Consider the following 19,088-nt stretch of genomic DNA (forward strand, 5'->3'; position numbering starts at 1 on the left):
CCTAATAACTAACCAACACCCTACACCGCTACATTATTCTCCCGCAATGCATCGTTTAAGGAGGTCTTTTTATCGGTTGAAGCTTTACGTTTGCCAATGATGAGGGCGCAGGGTACCTGGTATTCGCCGGCCGGGAACTTTTTGGTGTACGAACCAGGTATAACTACCGAGCGGGCAGGTACGCGGCCTTTGTATTCAACGGGCTCTGGGCCGGTTATATCAATTATTTTTGTTGATGCCGTTAGTACCACGTTGGCACCCAATACGGCCTCGCTTTCTACATATACACCTTCTACCACAATAGCGCGTGAACCAATAAAGCAATTATCTTCAATAATAACCGGTGCAGCTTGTACGGGTTCTAACACGCCGCCAATACCTACACCACCACTTAAGTGGCAATGTTTACCAATTTGCGCACAAGAGCCTACCGTGGCCCAGGTATCAACCATGGTGCCTTCATCTACATAGGCGCCGATGTTTACGTACGATGGCATCATGATTACCCCTTTAGCTAAATAAGCGCCATAACGGGCAATAGCATGAGGAACAACACGTACGCCTGTTTTTTTATAATCGGTTTTGAGTTTCATTTTATCATGAAACACAAACGGACCAACTCTTACTTCTTCCATCTGGCGGATAGGGAAGTACAGGATCACCGCTTTTTTAATCCAGTCGTTTACGTGCCAGCGGTTGGAAATCAGTTCCGCAACGCGAATTTCGCCCTTGTCCAGGCGCTCAATAACGGTTTCAACCGCATTGATATATTCGTTCATGTTAAGCAAGCCCCGGTCTTCCCAGGCATCCTCGATCATTTTTTTTAATGTAGCAGCCATGTATAAACTTTTCGCAAATAAAGGGAATTTTAAGCAGATTTGGCAAAGGATAGTTACATAAGCATAACGATTAAACTTACAAGTGAATAAATGAAATTTTTGAAAGCCGAATATCTGTTTTTGCTTAGCGGTTTGTGCCTGCTGATAATAGGTTTTTTTAATCTGGCAAAAGAAGTTGACATCAATATGCATGACACTTACTTTGTAGTTGCTGGATCCCATTTAATGTATTTAACAAGTGCTTTCTTTATATTAATTGCATTAATATACTTCCTATTTACTAAGCTATTGAGACCCCTGAATCTTGCAATAGGTCTGTTGCATTATACATTAACCTTGATATTTGCTATTTCATTTTGGCTGATTTATAATCCACTTACTTATTATTCTTACGGCACTTCATCTTCATTCATTGAAAGTGGTAGGTTACTGCTTATAGCAACCGGAGGTTTTATTATTGCCCAGATACTTTTTTTAGGAGATATAATTTGGTCATTGATTAAAAGTCGTATTCCCAAAGATTAAAACTATGCTTAATAAGATTAAGTATTCAAGATTAGCATTTACTATATCAATACTATTATTCATTGCATTCTTAGGCTATTTCGTAGCTTTTGCAAATGTAGAAAGTGGTGACAGTAATAATTTTTTCATCCGTATTATCGTTGCAACTATTGTATTAATCTTTAAGATCATAGCCTTGCCCGGATTACTCTTTCTTGAAAAATTGGGTATATCCATGAGTTGGTTTTATATTGCAGCTGTTGTCATTGACTGTGTGATTTATGGATTTATTGCAGAAATACTTTTTATAAAATTTAGAAATAAGCCACAAAAAGCGTCGGCTTAATAATATAACTATAAATGCCTGAAAAAGAAAAACTCCGAATAGATAAATACCTATGGTCCATACGCCTGTTTAAAACACGTACGCTGGCATCTGATGCCTGTAAGGCCGGGCGTGTAAAGCTGAACGGTACCAATATCAAACCATCGCACGAAGTGAAAGTAGGCGAGGTGTACAATGTATCGAAAGGACTGGAACGAAAAGTACTTAAAGTAACCGGCCTATTGGAAAGCCGTACCGATGCTAAAACCGCTGTAATGTTTTACGAAGATATTACCCCGCTGGAGCAAACTACGGCTTACAAAAGCATGTTTCATGCGCCGGTGCTAAGCCGCGACCGTGGTGCGGGCCGACCTACCAAGCGCGACCGACGTGAAATTGATGATTTGCAGGGCGGTTTTTTTACAGCCCCCCAGCCCCCTGAAGGGGGAGCAGAAGATGAAAGTGCAGGGAAAGATACCTTATGAAGCCCACCATCAGCATAGAGTATTGCCCTAAATGTGGCTGGATGCTGCGTGCGGCTTACATGGCGCAGGAGTTATTAACTACTTTTACCGATGAACTACATGGCGTATTGCTGCAACCGAGTGAGATAAGCGGCAGTTACATTATATATGTGGATGGTCAGGAGATCTTCAACCGAAAACAAGCGGGCCGTTTCCCGGAAATCAAAGAGTTAAAGCAACTGGTACGCGATGTGGTAGCGCCGGAAAAAAGCCTGGGACATTCGGAAGGCAAAAAGTAAATATAAGAAACAAGAGCCAAGATAGGCATCTATCCAAATCTTGGCTCTTGTTTCTTATATCTTGTTTCTTTCTTAATAATGCGTCTTTCTTTCGTGCGCTCCCCAGGCCCTGAAAGCTCCCAGTGCTTCGTCGCGCAGCAGCTCCACTACCGGTAGCTTGCGTTCGTCAATTGGGAGGTCTAACTCGTCATAAATAAAATGATCGTCGAACCCTATTGCGGCGGCATCGGCTTTGGTATTGGCGTAATAGATCTTATCTAACCGGGCCCAGTAAATGGCACCAAAGCACATGGGGCAGGGTTCGCAACTGGTGTATATTACACAGCCTTCCAAACTATAGGTGTTCAATTGCTGGCAGGCCAGGCGTATGGCCGACACTTCCGCGTGCGCAGTAGGGTCATTGGTAGGTACTACTGTATTTGCACTGGCGGCAATTACCTGGTCTCCTTTTACTATAACGGCACCAAACGGACCGCCCAGACCCTCGGCCACATTTTTTTCAGACAGCGCAATGGCCATGCGCATAAATTTATAATCGTTTTCCATAAAAGAAGCCCCTCCCAACCCTCCCCAGGAGGGAGGGCTTGATTTTTATCATAAACAAAAAATGTCATTTCGAGTGATAACGAGAAATCTTGTTTTGGGTGACAGGTAAGCTGTAGTCCGTTCAAACAAGATCTCTCACTATCGTTCGAGATGACAAATTATTTTAGTCTTGAATCTTGACTCTCTATTCTTGACTCTTTATTATTACTTCTTGTCCTTAGCGTAAGCTTCGTTCAATTTTTTAACCACATCGCTGGTAATATCCAAACTGGCATCGCCGTATAAAATACCGCTGTTACCTTTTTGGTAGGTCATTACCATTTTGTAGCCTTTATCTTTAGCATATACTTTTAAAAACTCGGCCACTTTTTCGTAAAGCTTAGCTTGCTCTCCGGCCTGCTCATTTTGTACCTGGGCACCTGCGTTTTGCTGGTAGGCCTGTAACTCTTGTTGCTTGCGTTGCAAACGTTGTTCGGTAGTTTGGCGCTGGTCGGCAGGCATGGTAGCAGCGGCTTTCTGGTATTCGGCCACCTCGCGCTGAAAAGCCTGGCCTTTACTTACCAGGTCGGCCTGTGCCTGTTTGCCTTTTTTCTCCAGGCGCGAACTCATGTCTTTAAAGTAATCATACTTGGTTAGTAACGAGTCCGAATTTACAAATACAATTTCTTCGGCTTTAACGCCATTAACGGTGGTTGCTGCAGTAGTTGTAGCCGGAGCTGCCTTATCTGCGGATTTGTTTTGGTTGCAGGCGGCTAAGCTTCCTGCCAGCAATAAGCCTAAAGTAATTTTCGATATCATCGAAGCCGGGGTTTTCATCTTAATCAATTAAAAAATTTCACAAATATATAATTTCGTTACCACTATCCTAATGTTTTTCCTGACTGGTTAATGACCCGTCAAGTTATCAACACCACTGGCTATATGCTTAATTATGCGTACATTTGTTAGTTATTTTTAAACTTAAACATGAGCGAAGAAATTCAGGACAGATCAAATTATTCAGCAGATAATATTCAGGTTTTGGAAGGACTGGAAGCAGTACGCAAAAGACCTTCCATGTATATTGGTGATACGGGTGTTAAAGGCTTGCACCACCTGGTTTATGAGGTGGTTGATAACTCCATTGACGAGGCGCTTGCCGGTCATTGCGATGATATAAAGGTTTTCATCAAACCCGACAATTCAATTGAAGTGCAGGATAACGGCCGTGGGATACCTACGGCCATGCATACTAAAGAAAAACGCTCGGCATTAGAGGTGGTAATGACCGTGCTGCACGCCGGTGGTAAATTCGACAAGGATACCTACAAGGTATCGGGCGGTTTGCACGGTGTGGGTGTAAGTTGCGTTAACGCTTTATCCATTCACTTACAGGCTATTGTACGCCGCGAAGGCAAGATCTTTTCCCAGGAGTACGTGCAAGGTAAGCCGCAATACGATGTAAAGGTGATTGGTGAGGCCGACACTACCGGCACAACCATTATTTTTACGCCCGATGCCGAGATTTTTACTACTACTACCGAGTACAAGTACGAAACCCTGGCAGGTCGTTTACGCGAGCTGGCTTTCTTAAATAAAGGTATTAAGCTTTCCTTGTGTGATGAGCGTTATCCTGAAGAAGACGGCTCTTTTCTGACCGAGCAATTTTATTCGGAAGGTGGTTTAAAGGAGTTTGTTAAATTTTTAGATGCAACCCGTACACCCATTATTCCCGAGCCTATTTATGTAGAGGGTAATAAGCAAGGTATCCCGGTTGAACTGGCTTTGCAGTATAACGATACCTATACCGAAAACGTACACTCTTACGTAAACAATATTAATACTGTTGAAGGCGGTACACACGTAGCCGGTTTTAGGATGGGCTTAACCCGTACTTTAAAGGCTTACGCCGATAAATCGGGTTTGCTGAAGAATGTTAAGATCGATATTACGGGTGATGACTTCCGGGAAGGCTTAACCGCTATTATATCGGTTAAAGTGGCCGAGCCGCAGTTTGAAGGTCAAACTAAAACCAAGCTGGGTAACAGTGAGGTGAGTGGCGCCGTTAACGTTGCGGTAGGCGAAATTTTGAGCATGTACCTGGAAGAAAATCCCAAAGAGGCGAGATTGATCGTTAATAAGGTGATTTTAGCGGCTACCGCCCGTGCGGCTGCCCGTAAAGCCCGCGAAATGGTTCAGCGTAAAAGCGTCATGAGCGGTTCGGGCTTGCCGGGTAAACTGGCCGATTGTGCCAACAGCGATCCTAAGGTTTGTGAACTTTACCTGGTAGAGGGCGATTCGGCAGGTGGTACGGCTAAACAAGGTCGTGCACGTGAGTTTCAAGCCATTTTGCCATTGAGGGGTAAAATCCTGAACGTGGAAAAAGCCATGGAGCATAAAATTTACGAAAACGAGGAGATCAAGAATATGTTTACCGCCCTGGGCGTGAGCATAGGTACTCCTGAAGATGATAAGGCGCTGAACATTACCAAGCTGCGTTACCATAAAATTGTGATTATGACGGATGCGGATGTGGATGGTTCACACATTACCACGCTGATCCTTACTTTCTTTTACCGTTATATGCGTGCATTGGTGGAAAACGGTTATGTGTATATTGCATCGCCGCCGCTTTACCTGGTTAAAAAGGGTAAGGAGTTTGAATATTGCTGGACAGACGAGCAACGTGTTGCCGCTGTAAACCGTATTAAAGGTGCCGGTAAAGAAGACAGCGTACACGTGCAGCGTTACAAAGGTTTGGGTGAAATGAACGATGTACAGCTTTGGGACACTACCATGAACCCGGCTACCCGTACCCTGCGCCAGGCCACTATTGAAAGTGCTGCCGACTGCGACCATACGTTCAGCATGCTAATGGGTGATGAAGTTGCCCCGCGCCGTGAGTTTATTGAGAAGAACGCTAAGTACGCGCGTATTGATGCGTAAGTGACATTGATTGCTGTCTGATTTTGCATTTTTGCGAGGCAAGAAGCGATATTTGTATAAATGATATACTAAGCCCTGAGCAATCGGGGCTTTTATTTTTAAAAAATTATATACATAGTTTTCTTATGTATATAAAATTATTATAAATTTGCTTCCATGAGCACAAGTCCATTATTAAAAGGAACCTTGCAAACTATTATCCTCAAGTTACTGGAGGATAACGAGCAGATGTACGGTTATGAAATTACCCAAAAAGTAAAAGAGCTAACCGCTGGTGAAATGAAACTGACCGAAGGTGCGTTATACCCGGCTCTGCACAAATTGGAGGCTGAAGGTTTGCTGGAAACTTTTAACGAAATTGTGGATAACCGGGTACGTAAATATTACCGCCTAACCGAGCAGGGAGGGCAACAAGTCGTCACCAAGTTACAGGAAGCTCAGGATTTTATTCAACAATTGCAATCCTTATTAAACCTTAAACCGCACACCTCATGATCATTACAGCAGAACAGCAGGAAGAACTAAAGCTAATTTTAACTGATTATACCAAATACCAGGAAACCTATAGCGAAGTTTACGATCATGTGATAACTGCACTGGAAGTGCAACATGATAGTTTGAATATGGCCTTTGCAGATAAGGTGCGCGCCATACTCGATGCCGATTTTGGTGGCTTATCTCAATTACCTGTAATGGAAAAAAAGCGGGCAAAAATCATTCATGATCAAATCTCCAAAAAGCAATTATATTTTGCAACAGCGTTTTTTAAGTTTCCTTTAAGTATTTATACGGCCATTACCGCGGTTGCTGTTTATAATTTGGCCAGCACTAAGTTGTTGAGTGTTGTATTATTAATTGCCATTTGCATTATGCTGGCACCTACGCTGATAGTTGGTTTTCGTATGCTCCATAACGCTTATGGAAAAGCAGGAAAGCCTTCCATTAAAAACAACATGTTTAACCTGATAGGTATTTATGGCGTAATACTCTACAATGCTATCAATCCTCATTTAATCACCGATCGTCTACGTTTAAAAGCACCCGACACCTTGCACCTGTTATTGATAACTGCCTTAGTTATGTTCTATCTCGTTTTCGGGTTAAGTTTTATCAGGCTCTACCGTATGGAAAGCAAATTAAAGGTAGCGTTATGAAGGTAACTGATGAGGAAAAAGCGTTTGTAAGAAACTTGATTTGGCGTAAAGTAAAATATCAGGAGACGTTTGAAGAAGTGTACGACCACATAATAACGGCTTTAGAGCATCATGAAGAAAGTGATTTGCCGTTCGAAATCCTTGCTTTGCAAACCCTTAATGAAAGCTTTATGAGTTTTAAATCACTAAGGGCTACAGAAAGGCAAAGGGCAGGTATGCTAATATGGAATTTAACCAGTAAATATTATTCTGGCCTATTATCTCTGTTTAAGTTTCCTGTTATTTTTATTACTATTGTAGCATATGCTTTAATAACCTACTTATCTATAGGCAAAACTGAGTTCCTCATACGTGCGGTTTTCCCGGCTTTTATTGGTTTGTTGCCGCTGATATTAATATCCATACATCATCTATATCTAATTTATAAAGGGAAAAAACGTTCTGTTAAAATCACTTTCTTTGTTGTAAAAGCCAGTTTTATTATCCCTGTATGTTTTAATGGCTTTTCAAACGTTAATTCTAAACACTTATGCACATTAAATGCAGTAAGCGCCATACTTAGTACTTTCATGATCATGATGCTTCTGATTAATACAGTTAATTTCATCAGGCTGTATAGCCAAGAGTTTTTTACCAATCCAAGTGCCTTGAGTAGGATTCTCTTTTAGTAATTGTAGATGTAAAGCAAAGTCAGTTTTAATCGACGGATATTTTTTAGCCAGGCGTTTTAGTTCTTTCTCAAATTTGGGAAGAAACTTGACGTTATAACTCATTTAGTAATTCGTTTGCATTACGGGCATTTAATTTGCCTGATATTACTAAATTAAGTTCATCAACAGCTTCTTTAACATCTTCTAAAACTTTGGCTTTATAGGAAGTTAAAGGCTTTGTTTTAACATAGGGAAGGTCATTCAATAACGAAATTAGAGTTGACACTTTACTTTTCTCAATATCTATTACAAACTTCATAGTAATCAAGTTTAACAAATATTTTTATAAGTTTATTAAGAACTTAATAGCATACATAGTTGTTTCAAATTAGTATTTTGCACCATAAACTGTAGCCGTATTAACCAATTACAGGCTTTAAGAAGTTTGCCAATAAGTAATACTGCTAACACTGTGAACGATTACCTGCTCTTTATTGATACCGAAGCTTCGGGCTTACCGGTTAACTGGCATCAGCCCTATTCGGTAGAGGGCAACTGGCCGTCGGCAGTACAGGTAAGCTGGTTGATTTATACACGCGATGGCAGGGAAGTAAAGCGGGAAGATCATTTCATCCTGAACACGGATTTTGTGATAACGCCCAAAGCCATGGAAATTCATGGTATCAATCCTGGGATACTGGCGGTAAATGGCAAGCCTCGTAAACAGATCATGCAGCTTTTAGCCGATGACCTCAACCAGTACCAGCCCATGGTTATAGGGCATTTTATTCAGTTGGATTACCATATTTTGGGTGCCGATTTTTATCGCGCAAGTATCGATAACCCCTTGCTTAACCTGCCTGTATTTTGTACCATGTTAGCTACCACGCAACTCATCTGGACGCCCATGCCCAAAAGCCTTTTACTGGGCGATCTGTACGCTTTTCTGTTTTATAAACCCCTGCTAAATCAGCACAATGCCCTTACCGATGCCGAGGCTGCCGGGCAGTGCTTTTTTGAATTGATGAAACGTGGCGAGATCAGTGAAAAAGTGATAGCGAAACAGCAGAAAAATGCAGGTATCAAGAATTTAAAAACATCACCCGTTAAATTTTTTGAATTGTTTGTGCCGTTGCCTATTTTCATACTCCTCATATTTTTAACATACCATTTATGAATGAGCGTGTAAAATATCTGCAAAGTATAAATCCATTCAGCCTGTTGCCTGTTGAGGTGCTGCAGGTTGTGGCCGGGCAACTGGAAGAGGTAACGTACCATAAAGACAAGATCATTTACCAGCAGGAAGTAAGCAAGTTAAAAGGGGTAGATATTATTGTAGAAGGCGAATACGAATCTTTTTTTTACGATAGTGTACAAAATAAACGTTTAACTGAACATCACGAACCCGGCTTTTGTTACGGCGGGGTATCGGTGTTGCTAAACAGGCGTCAATCGCTGCGCACGGTAATAGCCAAAAAAGGTACCGTTATTTACTTTTTGCACCGTCGTCATTTCAGGTTGTTGTGTAAAGAATATGAAGACTTCTTTTTGTATTTCACTACCGAATTTGGTAAACGTATGCAAAACGAGGAGTTTGTGCATTTTTTTAAACGCCCCGCCGCATTGGAAGAAAACTACCTCGAAGCAGACCAACTGTATTCGCGCAAGGTAGAGAGTATTGAATACCGGCCTATTGTGCAATGCCATGGCAGTACACCTATTTACGAAGCCGCGCGCCAAATGGCTGCACATAAGGTGAGCTGCCTGTTTGTAACGGATGAACAACAGCGCATTTTTGGATACGTTACCGATATTACCCTGCGCGACAAGGTAATTGCCCGGCAAAAAAATGCTGCAGATAATGTGAATACTGTAATGGATAACCCCATTGTAAGTATCAATGTAGAGGCTTATGTGTATGAGGCTCTATTAATGATGTTCAGTACCAAAACCAGGTATTTACTGGTAGAAAAGCAGGGCGAGTTCATTGGCTTTTTAAGCCGTAATAAATTATTGAGCGAGCAGGCGCAATCGCCGCTGGTGTTTATCCAGTCGGTTAAATCGGCTTTGTCTGATGACGAATTGAAGCGCAAGTGGGACTCGGTTCCGCACTTTGTGAATCAACTATTGGAGCGGGGTGTAAACGCGCAAATTGCCAACCAAGTGGTAACCACCATTGCCGATACTATTGCCCAAAAGGTGATTGAAGGGGTAATTGAACAGGTAGGGACACCGCCAGCCAAATTTGTGTTCATGGTTTTAGGCAGCGAAGGCCGTAAGGAGCAGACCTTTAAAACCGACCAGGATAACGCCATTATTTATGAAGACAAAGCCAACGAACACCGCGAAGAAGTGCGTGAGTACTTCCTGGAATTTGCTACACAGGTTTCGGGCAGGTTAAATAGTATAGGTATCGCTTATTGCACAGGTGGCTTTATGGCACAAAACCCTAAATGGACGCACTCTTTATCGCACTGGAAACGCAACTATGTGAGCTGGATGGCCGAATCGTTACCCGAAACGGTGATCCATTTTTCTACCTTTTTTGATTGCCGCTTTGTTTATGGCGATGCCACTATTATGGATGAGCTTAAAGTTTTCCTGAACGAGGAACTGCAGAAGCCAATGGATAAGCTGTTTTACAACATGACTATCAATGCCTTGCAATACGAACCGCCGTTAACATTTTTTAATAATATCCGTACGTTTACCAAAAACAGCCGGGAAGTGTTCGATATTAAAAAAGCAATGACGCCTATAGTAGACCTGGTACGGGTTTATGCACTTAAAAACCGGGTGTTTGAAGTAAATACCGGCGAACGGATGAAGGCTCTGCGCAAGATAGACGTATTTACAGAAACGGCATATAACGAGTTATACCAGTCTTATTATTTTTTAATGAGCATGCGCCTGAAAAATCAGGCAACCCAAATTATACACGATAAAAAGGAACCCGACAATTATATCGACTTATCCAATCTCACCAAAATAGAGCGGGTAACCTTGAAAGAAATCTTTAAAGTAATCGGTAATTTTCAGTCGAAAATTAAAATAGATTTTACGAATAGCCTGTAGAGGAAAGAAACAAGAGATAAGAAGCAAGAGACAAGAAGCAAGAGACAAGAAATAAGATGGGGTCTGTAAGTGTACCGCTAAAGTTTACAGTAGGCTTCTATCTTGTCTCTTGGTTCTTATCTCTTGTTTCTAACTTAAGCTTTCTTTTCCCATAATCAATAACCGCATTATTCTGCATTAATATATCGCCGCCTAATACACCTAATACTTGGGGGTGGTTAAGCTGCGCATAGGCCTGGTTAATGGTTGATAAGTCTAATACCGCTACTTCAAAGTTAAGCAAACTAAGGCGACCGATTTTAAAAACAGGCAGAGTGGCGGTATAAGAAGCCATAGTTAAGGTGCCTAACCCGGCTGATAATCTGTCGGTGGACTCTATAACAATATCATTACTGGCTTTGGTAAGCATCATTTGGTCGAACACCGTTTTAGAGGCACCGGTATCTAACACTACTTTATAGCGTGTTCGGCCAATTTTTACCTCCACCAGTAAATGGTAACCATCGCCCTGCATATCAATTATATGTAGCGGAATATTAATTTTCATAGCAGGGGTAAAGGTATGGAAAGGTCAGAGTATGCCAATACTTAAATAAAGCCTGTCATTTCGAATGATAACGAGAAATCTTGTTAGACTAAGTAAGTTGCTTACTTTGCATTGAACAAGATCTCTCACTACCGTTCGAGATAACAACTGTGTTTAGTGTTGCTATGTGCACCTAAAAAGGATAACCTATAGCCAGGTTAAACACCATTTTATCGTAGTTTACAAAACTATTGCTTTGCGTAAAAGGTTTTAACACCGGGAAGCCAAGATCAGTGCGGAGCACCAGGACACTGGCATCAAAACGTAAACCAAAGCCAACGTCAGCAGCTATCTGGCTTAAAAACTTACCACCAAATGTACCACCTGCCTGATGGGGCTTAGCATTCCATACATTACCTGCATCTGCAAACAAAGCACCATAAACTATGCTGAATAGGTGAGGACGGTATTCGATGCTGGCTTCGAGTTTTATATCGCCAGACTGGTCAGCAATGAAACCCGTGTTCGGGGTAATATATTGTGAAGGATCAACCGAACCTGGACCAATAGAGCGGGCTCTAAATCCTCTTAAACTATTTGCGCCTCCAATAAAAAATTGCTGACTGTAAGGTAATATCGTAGAGTTACCGAAAGGTAGCCCTGCACTGGCAATTAAACGCGCCGCAACAGTGCTTTTTGCACCTAACTTATGGTAATATCGTATTTCATTTTCCAGTTTAATGTACTGGTTGAAATTTGTTCCTAAAACCTTTTTAGGGTTGCCTCCTAACGTATCGGCTCCGGTTAGTAAACCTGTCAGAAATCCTGATGTACTTAAACGGCTATTATAATATATGGTGTTAGTACGGTAAGTTTCGGTAGTGTTGGTATAGGTGTAACCGTAACTCGGGCCGAAAGTAAACTGGGGATCGATAACATGTTGCAGTGTTGGATTACGGGTTACCAGTATATTATTGGTATAAGCGGTGTCTACATTAGCTGGCTTGACAATAGTAACGTTTAATAAGTTAAGCTCATGACTCTTGTGCGTGCTTTGCTTCCATTGATAACCAAAAGAACCGTTAAATGAACTCAGATTATACAGCCCGCTACGGTTGATGATAGAATATCCTACTGACAAATTAGTACGTGGTATATAAGCATTGTCAGCCTTAAAATTAAACGGACTAATAAATCTCGGCCACGATAGCGTAGTTTGAATACCCACCTGCGATAGTGCGCCACCAGCGCCAAATTGCCCGGATATTTGTCCGTCGGTACTGCCAAACAGCGTTACGGTGAGGTTTTCGGCACCTTTAAAGGCGTTACGGTTGCGCCAGTTAATGTTAATCTGTGTACCATTGTAGTTAGCCGATGTAGTACGTACCAACGCATCTAATGATAATGATTTGCGTGGGTATTGTGTTAAAAAATAAAATACGTTAAGCTTAGCCGAATCGGTAGATACATCCTCAAAGCGGTTTTTTACGAACTTAAACGGGCCTAATTCCACAAAACGGTTCAGCGAATTGTTATGATCGGTACGGTTATAAACTTCACCCGGGTGCAGCAAAATGGTGTTTTTGAATACAAACGGTTTTACGGTACGGCGGCGGCGGTCTATTACATTATACCAGCGGTATTGCAAAGCCGAATCAAGCTTTAACGCGGTATCCCTTAACGAATAATTGGGGTACACATATATTTTATTGATACTATAAACTTTACGGGCCCTGTTATTTACATCGTTTTTTACACGCATGTAGGCATCTATCTGGTGGCCTGCAATGGTAGTATCAAACGCGCTGAAAATTAAATTTTCGGGGGCAAAATAATAAAAGCCTTTCTCTTTTAAACGGGCATCAATACGTAAACGTTCGGCCTTTATAGCGTCAAGGTTATACTGCTCTCCTTTTTTTAGAATGGTTTCGGAGGCGGTTGCCGCTATGGCGGTGTCTAACGGATCGGTACCGGTTGGGAATATGATGTTGCGGTAATGGTAAGACGGGCCTGCCGATACGGTGAAGACCGCTTTTGCCACCTTTTCTTTACCTACGGTATCACCTGTTACCTGCGCCTGAAAATAACTGCGGTTTTGTAAACGGTTCTGTAAGATAGTGCTGTTTTGAACAAGGTCTATCGCGCTAATTAAAACAGGTGGCTCGCCTTTGGTCATTAACCAATGTTTAAGACCTTTGGTTTTGTTGGTCTTAAATTTTTCATAGATCCATAGCTTAACGCGAAACGGGCCGATTTTGCCATTAGGTTTTGGCCTTAACAGTCCTTGCAAGTCGCTTTGTAACAAGCTTTGTTCTTTTTTGGTAATATCCTTATCGGTAAATTTTATTTCGGCGCCTGTATATAATTTTTGACCCGCAGGTAAATTTTTTGTAGTACTACAGGCACTAATTAATAAAGTTGAGGTTAACAGTAAATAGGCTAAATTTTTGGTCATCGGTTTAGTTTATTGTAGACGCGCTGTCTGTAGTAGTTTTCTTCGGTTCATCAGCAGGTTGTTGCAGTTCCTGTTGTTTTTCTTTTTCATCCTGCGCTTCTTTTTTGGCTTTGTCTTCGCGTTTACGCTGGCGTATCAGGGCTTTTTCTTCCCGGTTATTTTTAGAAAATATCTCTTTAAAGCGGTTGTAATCTACATTAACAGAGAAGCCAACACCGGTTTCTATCACCTGCCCTTGTATTACAATATACTGGTCGCGGCGATATGCGCGCAAGGCATAACGGCCATCTTTAGTTAAGCGATAGTTTACCGAAACGTTACCCGCTATAGTGCTCGAACGCTGGCCCGGCTGCTGTTTACCTTCCAGTTGAAAGTTGTTGCCCACTGTTACGGTAAGGCGGTCGTTCAGGAAACGTTTGGATAATCCCACATTCAAATCCGTCCGGTTTTGCTCTGTACCACTCGAATAATCCTGACCCGATTGCAGGTCGAAGTTCAGATCTACCCCACCAATAAAGTCGCCGGCCAATTTATTCAACTGGTTTGATAATAAGCTGCTCACACTGTTACGTACGGCACCTTCTACACCAGCGCTACCGCCCTGGCTTTCTAAAGGATTATCGCCAATAAAGTGACCCAGTACCAACACGCCTAATACCTGTTTGTTCATCTCGTTAGGATCGCGCCTTATTTGAGCTAAACGGTTGTTCACATTATCTATTACACTTTGAGTAATGGCGTAGTTACTGTCTGGCAAAATAATATCAAAACTTATTTTAGGCGTTAAAAGCTGGTCTTTCATGTTCAGGTTCACGTTGAAAGGTAACTTTTGTTTATATATGGTACTTGATCCGTCTGTACCGCCTAATTGATCTTGTACCAGATCGATAGGAGGAACGTTGGCTACATAAATTGCTGTAAGGTCAACGTTGGCATTGGTAGGATCACCGTTCCATACAATGGTGCTGCCTTGCTTAAAGGTAAATAAACGGCTCACCGGCCCGTATGATAATTGGTACGAACCCTGGTTAACGGTATAAGTTCCTGTTAGGTTAATTTTGCCGCTTGGGTCTATACCTGCATTTAATTGCGCTTCACCCTTAATATGTACCACGTCGCCGTTGCGCTCATCTATCACAATATTAAAGTTGGCATTTTTATGAACTACGATGGTGGCATTTACATCTAAACCAGTTAACTCCGATTTGCGCAATGAATCCAGCTGTTTTGCTACAAACATGGAATCCATATTAGGGTCTTTGCTAATAAATTCGACCACGCCTTTACGATCTTCCACACCCGGATCGGTGGTGGGCAGCACAAAGGTCATGTCGGTGTTATCATCTACGGTTAAATTAGCATCCACAACCGGCTTGTTCATATCGCCGCGGATCTTAACACGGGTATCAATGTAAAGCTTACCATAAAATAATTTATTATCGGCCTTGGTAGAGTTTACCGCGCGGAAATTAGTAGCGTTTATATCCAATCCAAAACGGAAATCGGTATAGGTTTTAGTGTAAACAGCTCCCGAAATAATGGCCTTGTTACCCGTAGAGTCGATCATGGTAAAATCGTTAAAGCGTACCCCTTCGTTATTAAAGGTGATACTTTCTTTAGGCATGGTAAAGTAAGAATTGAGCATAGATACATTAAAACCTACCTGATTAAAGTTTATATCTCCCCTTACAACCGGTGCTGCTGTATTACCTGTAATTTTTAGTCCGCCCGTAATATTACCCGTGGCCCTGCGGATGCTGCCGAAGCTAAAGCCTTCAATACTTTTCATGCTCAGGTTAACAATATTGAGGTCCATGTCCATTCGTCCTTCGGGGGTATCGGTATAATACATACCACCCAAGGTAACTTGGTTACCCTTTCCGGTGATGCTCACATTGGCCGCGTAGGCATTGGCAGTTTGGTTGTTTACCTTAACAGCAATATTTCCCAGCGTATCGCCTTTAAAGTTAAAATCTCCGATGTTCATATCTGCCAAAAAAACCGGTGACGTTTGCAGGTTACTTACCACCGCGTTTCCGTTAATGGTACCGCCAACTAAAAGTGAATCCTGCTGCGCCATGCGGGTAAGCGTTTCTATATGAAAGTTGTTAAACTGAACAGTAAGCGGAGCATTAGGCTGCGCCGGATTGCTATTGATACTTAATACCTGGTTGTTATTGGTTAAAGCAAAATCGCGTGCTAAAATACCTTTGCTGCCGTATTGGAATGAGTTATTTGGATTAACGGCCCATTCGGCATAATCTAACAGCAACCCATTTTGCAAAAAGCTAAATTGGTAGGCACCCGGCAATATATTAAATACCCCGGCTATACGATAGCGTTCTTTTTTTGCCGCGTCACGAATCTGTAGGCTTAAATTAAGCTTATCGTTTTGGGCGTTACCACTTAGGCTTGGATACAACAGTTTTAAGCTGCTACCTACTTGTATTTGGTCGAACGTAATGCCATAGTTTAAGGATTTGTTATTAGTGTTAATATTGATCTTACCGTTGTCTATTACGTTGGTGCCGTAAATGATCTTCGGCATGCTGCCATTCACTAAAAGTTCGCCGGTTTGGCTATTGAAACGGCCATTGATCAGCACCGGGTCAAGCTGTTTAAGGTCGGGTGCAAACTCATCTAACAGCTTGGTTTTTACCAGGCGCATATCAAAATTAAACTGTTGCGGCGAGTATGGTATCGATTTTACCGCTTTTGCTTGTGTAGCCGGTGCGGCAGCTAATGCGGTATTAAAGTACTTGTTAATGTTATCTTGCAAAGCCGTACCTATTTGGGTCAGCTTATATTTACCACCTAAATGCGCGGTTAAAAACGGTGTCGTCAATCGTAAAGTACTGCTATCGGCATTGGCTGTAGATACCATGCTCACGGTATCGAGTGCTATACGCTGGCCTTTATTAACCAGCAACATATCGGTTAATAATACGCTGCCGTTTAAATAGTCAGCATCGGCGGTTGGCAGGTCGGCTATCAGCTTACCATGAAAGCGCATATCATCCTTTACAAAATTTAGCTTTTGTAAGTTAATGCTATCAATCATCATCGTAGCATTAACCGACGGATACTTTTTATTCATGTTGGCCTTGGCATCCAAACTAAAGTTAATGTTAGGATCCTTCATGCGGGCGTTGGCCACATAAGCGCCGTTACGGGCGCTGCCTTTAGCCACCAGGTTGCGGTAGGTATATCCCTTTATTTGGGCGCTTATCACATTGGCGGCAAACTGCACATTTAAGTGTTTTGGATCGGCACCTATACCTTTAGCATTTGCTGTCAGTGTTAAACGGCCAACCATTTGCGGCATTTTAGCTAAGGCACCCGCGTTCAGGTTATTCAGTTTAACCCTGGCATCGTAAGCTATGCGCTTCATATCCATAGCGTTCTTTACATTGGCGGCCACATCGGCACTGCCATAGCTCGAACGCAGGTTCATTTGGGTAGTTAAGTCCTTCATGCTGCCTTTCAACTTACCTCTCAGGCTCATAAATTCAGGTATGCTCACCGTAGGAGGGATGGTACCACGTGGGGCCAGGCGCATAATATCGCGGCGGCTGGTGGTAAAGTCAGTAAGGTTTACATCAAAGTAAGCCTTGTTAACATCGGGCATTCCACGTAAAACTGCCGAAGTTTTAATGTGTGTGTTTGATAAACCAGTTATCTCTAAATTAGGAATACGCAGATCGTTCACGCGTCCGCTCACATTACCGTTAATTTTGAACACGGCGTTAGGTGTGCTCTTGAAGGGTTCCATACTGGCCATGGTTGGCATCAGGAGTAATACATCTTTTAAGCCTAAACGGCTACCATCTAAATTGGCATTAATGCCTAACTTGCCAATATCTTTGGTCAGGCTTTCTATGGATGGATAAGTAACTTCTACATTGCGTTGCAATACAGTTTGCGGCGTTTCTACATACAAGTCTTTCAGGTAAGCGCTTTTAGCGCCATACATAAATGAGGTGCGAAACTGCTTTAAGTTAAAACCGCTTTTATCGGTAAAAGTAAATTGCTCTACCTTACCGGTAATGGTATCGGGGCTGTATGACAAGTTTTCAATTTCGGTACTTAGGTTTTTAATATCCATGTGCCCAAAATCAATACCACGGCGCAATGGGGCTTGAGCATTGTTGTCAAACTTAATATCATTATTGGCAAAGCTGATCTTGCCAATGGTAGCCCTCCAGGGCTTAGTACTATTTGGTGCTGTAACCAAAGTGTCTAACTTTTTTGCGCCTTTAACTACAGCCTGCACTACCGATTGTGGTTTGGCCAGCGTTAAGCCGGCTTTAGTATCGTTTAAGGTAATGCTTTTAATACCTACGCGCTGGTTCTTCAGGTCTATCTTGTCCATTTCTACCAACAGTTTGCCCAGGTTGGTAACGGTTTTCATTTCATTGGTACGATAATCTATCTTGATCTTCGAGAAATCGATAGTACCCAGTTCCAGTTTCAAATTGAGCGGGGTAGTGGCGGTATCAACCTTATTGGTTTGAGCTATTGACGAACCGGCAGGTGTTTGAATAATACGGGCGTTCACATCCGATAGGTTGATCTTTGGAATAGCAAAACGCATGCTATCCAGGTCGAAGGTTTTTATACGGGTATCAAAGTGTCCTAACAAAAACTTCACGTCGTTACCGGTAGTCACATCCTTATAAGCAATGTTGATCTTGTCGAGGATGATCTTATCCAACAAAAACTTCATGGTCGAAGTAGTGTCTTCAGGCTTAACCTCTTTTTTTTGCTCTCCGGCAAAGGCTTTAATAATGTAATCGAAGTTGAAAGCGCTATCGGGGCCGCGGCTAATTTTGGCGGTAATACCTTGCAGGTTGATCTCGTTAATTTCCACCTGGCTTTTTAGTAGCTTCATCATGCTGATGTCTACCTTTAGTTTATCGCCGGCTATCAGGGTATCGCGTTTTTGGTCTTCAAAGTACACGTCTTCTAAAACCAGCATTTTAGGTAATGCTAAAGAGATGCGGCCAATTTCTACTTTGGTACCAATTTTTCCTTCTAAGAAATTTACAGCTTTTGTTTTAGCGAAGTTTTGTACGGCTGGCACTTGTATCAAAACGAATACAAGCAGCACCAGAAAAATGACACTACCAATTATCCATAGAATGGTTTTTAAAGCTATACGACCAAATTTTTCCAATTTATTAATTTTTCAAAGGTGAAGATTGATACCATTGCAAGTAGTACAAACACTATGCCTTAGCCCTCCCATCCCCCTAAAGCCAGGGGTAGAATAGAAGGGCTGGTTTGTGTAAAAACCGATAAATGTATAAATAGTTTGACTATAATG

At 42.0% G+C, this 19,088-nt stretch carries 17 protein-coding genes; 10 read left to right on the plus strand and 7 right to left on the minus strand.

What is annotated here, in order from left to right:
* Nucleotides 1–20: 20 nt before the first annotated feature.
* Complete coding sequence (locus ACFQ3S_RS03305; protein ID WP_377161213.1) at nt 21–839, minus strand: 2,3,4,5-tetrahydropyridine-2,6-dicarboxylate N-succinyltransferase; 819 nt, start codon at nt 837–839, stop codon at nt 21–23.
* A 90-nt stretch (nt 840–929) separates the two neighbouring features.
* On the opposite strand from ACFQ3S_RS03305, the gene ACFQ3S_RS03310 reads away from it, so the two are divergent.
* Genes ACFQ3S_RS03310 through ACFQ3S_RS03325 form a run of 4 tightly spaced genes read left to right on the plus strand, consistent with a single transcriptional unit; the run spans nt 930 to nt 2,431 of the window.
* Nucleotides 930–1,364 carry a hypothetical protein gene (locus ACFQ3S_RS03310; protein WP_377161215.1) on the plus strand — a complete coding sequence of 145 codons (435 nt, stop codon included), beginning with the start codon at nt 930–932 and terminating at the stop codon, nt 1,362–1,364.
* Nucleotides 1,365–1,368: 4 nt separating this feature from the next.
* Nucleotides 1,369–1,689, plus strand: a complete 321-nt coding sequence (locus tag ACFQ3S_RS03315; RefSeq protein ID WP_377161217.1) for a hypothetical protein — start codon at nt 1,369–1,371, stop codon at nt 1,687–1,689.
* 14 nt (nt 1,690–1,703) lie between these two features.
* Nucleotides 1,704–2,153: an RNA-binding S4 domain-containing protein gene (locus ACFQ3S_RS03320; RefSeq protein WP_377161219.1), complete on the plus strand. Its 450-nt coding sequence runs from the start codon at nt 1,704–1,706 to the stop codon at nt 2,151–2,153.
* Entirely contained in the window at nt 2,150–2,431 is a 282-nt protein-coding gene (locus tag ACFQ3S_RS03325) for a SelT/SelW/SelH family protein (protein WP_377161221.1), read from the plus strand. Before ACFQ3S_RS03320 ends, ACFQ3S_RS03325 begins: the two co-directional genes overlap by 4 nt.
* A 72-nt stretch (nt 2,432–2,503) precedes the next feature.
* Here the strand turns inward: ACFQ3S_RS03325 and ACFQ3S_RS03330 are convergent, their stop codons facing one another.
* Both ACFQ3S_RS03330 and ACFQ3S_RS03335 read right to left on the minus strand, forming a co-directional pair.
* Entirely contained in the window at nt 2,504–2,977 is a 474-nt protein-coding gene (locus tag ACFQ3S_RS03330) for a nucleoside deaminase (RefSeq protein WP_377161223.1), read from the minus strand.
* Nucleotides 2,978–3,181: 204 nt separating this feature from the next.
* Nucleotides 3,182–3,793, minus strand: coding sequence for an OmpH family outer membrane protein (locus tag ACFQ3S_RS03335; protein WP_377161225.1), 612 nt, complete (start codon nt 3,791–3,793; stop codon nt 3,182–3,184).
* A gap of 150 nt (nt 3,794–3,943) precedes the next feature.
* On the opposite strand from ACFQ3S_RS03335, the gene gyrB reads away from it, so the two are divergent.
* The 4 genes from gyrB (at nt 3,944) to ACFQ3S_RS03355 (ending at nt 7,724) form a co-directional block, all read left to right on the plus strand.
* Complete coding sequence (gene gyrB, locus ACFQ3S_RS03340; RefSeq protein WP_377161227.1) at nt 3,944–5,902, plus strand: DNA topoisomerase (ATP-hydrolyzing) subunit B; 1,959 nt, start codon at nt 3,944–3,946, stop codon at nt 5,900–5,902.
* Between the two features lie 156 nt (nt 5,903–6,058).
* The gene (locus ACFQ3S_RS03345) at nt 6,059–6,397 is read left to right on the plus strand and encodes a PadR family transcriptional regulator (protein ID WP_377161229.1); all 339 of its coding nucleotides are present in this window, start codon (nt 6,059–6,061) and stop codon (nt 6,395–6,397) included.
* Entirely contained in the window at nt 6,394–7,056 is a 663-nt protein-coding gene (locus ACFQ3S_RS03350) for a hypothetical protein (protein ID WP_377161231.1), read from the plus strand. Before ACFQ3S_RS03345 ends, ACFQ3S_RS03350 begins: the two co-directional genes overlap by 4 nt.
* Complete coding sequence (locus ACFQ3S_RS03355; protein ID WP_377161233.1) at nt 7,053–7,724, plus strand: hypothetical protein; 672 nt, start codon at nt 7,053–7,055, stop codon at nt 7,722–7,724. The genes ACFQ3S_RS03350 and ACFQ3S_RS03355 overlap by 4 nt, the downstream gene beginning before the upstream one ends.
* 94 nt (nt 7,725–7,818) lie before the next feature.
* On the opposite strand, the gene ACFQ3S_RS03360 is transcribed toward ACFQ3S_RS03355, so the two are convergent.
* Nucleotides 7,819–8,025 (minus strand): hypothetical protein, encoded by a 207-nt coding sequence (locus ACFQ3S_RS03360; protein WP_377161235.1) that lies wholly within the window; start codon nt 8,023–8,025, stop codon nt 7,819–7,821.
* Between the two features lie 153 nt (nt 8,026–8,178).
* Here ACFQ3S_RS03360 and ACFQ3S_RS03365 point away from each other — a divergent pair, with 153 nt between their 5' ends.
* Together ACFQ3S_RS03365 and ACFQ3S_RS03370 are read left to right on the plus strand one after the other, a co-directional pair.
* On the plus strand, nt 8,179–8,883 hold the full coding sequence (locus tag ACFQ3S_RS03365; RefSeq protein WP_377161237.1) for a 3'-5' exonuclease: 705 nt from the start codon (nt 8,179–8,181) through the stop codon (nt 8,881–8,883).
* Nucleotides 8,880–10,781: a DUF294 nucleotidyltransferase-like domain-containing protein gene (locus tag ACFQ3S_RS03370; protein WP_377161239.1), complete on the plus strand. Its 1,902-nt coding sequence runs from the start codon at nt 8,880–8,882 to the stop codon at nt 10,779–10,781. The genes ACFQ3S_RS03365 and ACFQ3S_RS03370 overlap by 4 nt, the downstream gene beginning before the upstream one ends.
* Nucleotides 10,782–10,878: 97 nt before the next feature.
* Here the strand turns inward: ACFQ3S_RS03370 and ACFQ3S_RS03375 are convergent, their stop codons facing one another.
* The 3 genes from ACFQ3S_RS03375 to ACFQ3S_RS03385 form a co-directional block, all read right to left on the minus strand.
* The gene (locus ACFQ3S_RS03375) at nt 10,879–11,328 is read right to left on the minus strand and encodes a retropepsin-like aspartic protease (RefSeq protein ID WP_377161241.1); all 450 of its coding nucleotides are present in this window, start codon (nt 11,326–11,328) and stop codon (nt 10,879–10,881) included.
* 172 nt (nt 11,329–11,500) lie between these two features.
* The gene (tamL, locus tag ACFQ3S_RS03380) at nt 11,501–13,762 is read right to left on the minus strand and encodes a translocation and assembly module lipoprotein TamL (protein ID WP_377161243.1); all 2,262 of its coding nucleotides are present in this window, start codon (nt 13,760–13,762) and stop codon (nt 11,501–11,503) included.
* Between the two features lie 4 nt (nt 13,763–13,766).
* Nucleotides 13,767–18,938, minus strand: coding sequence for a translocation/assembly module TamB domain-containing protein (locus tag ACFQ3S_RS03385; RefSeq protein ID WP_377161245.1), 5,172 nt, complete (start codon nt 18,936–18,938; stop codon nt 13,767–13,769).
* Nucleotides 18,939–19,088 lie beyond the last annotated feature (150 nt).

The sequence above is a fragment of the Mucilaginibacter terrae genome (genome assembly GCF_042679325.1).
Classification (GTDB): Bacteria; Bacteroidota; Bacteroidia; order Sphingobacteriales; family Sphingobacteriaceae; genus Mucilaginibacter; species Mucilaginibacter terrae.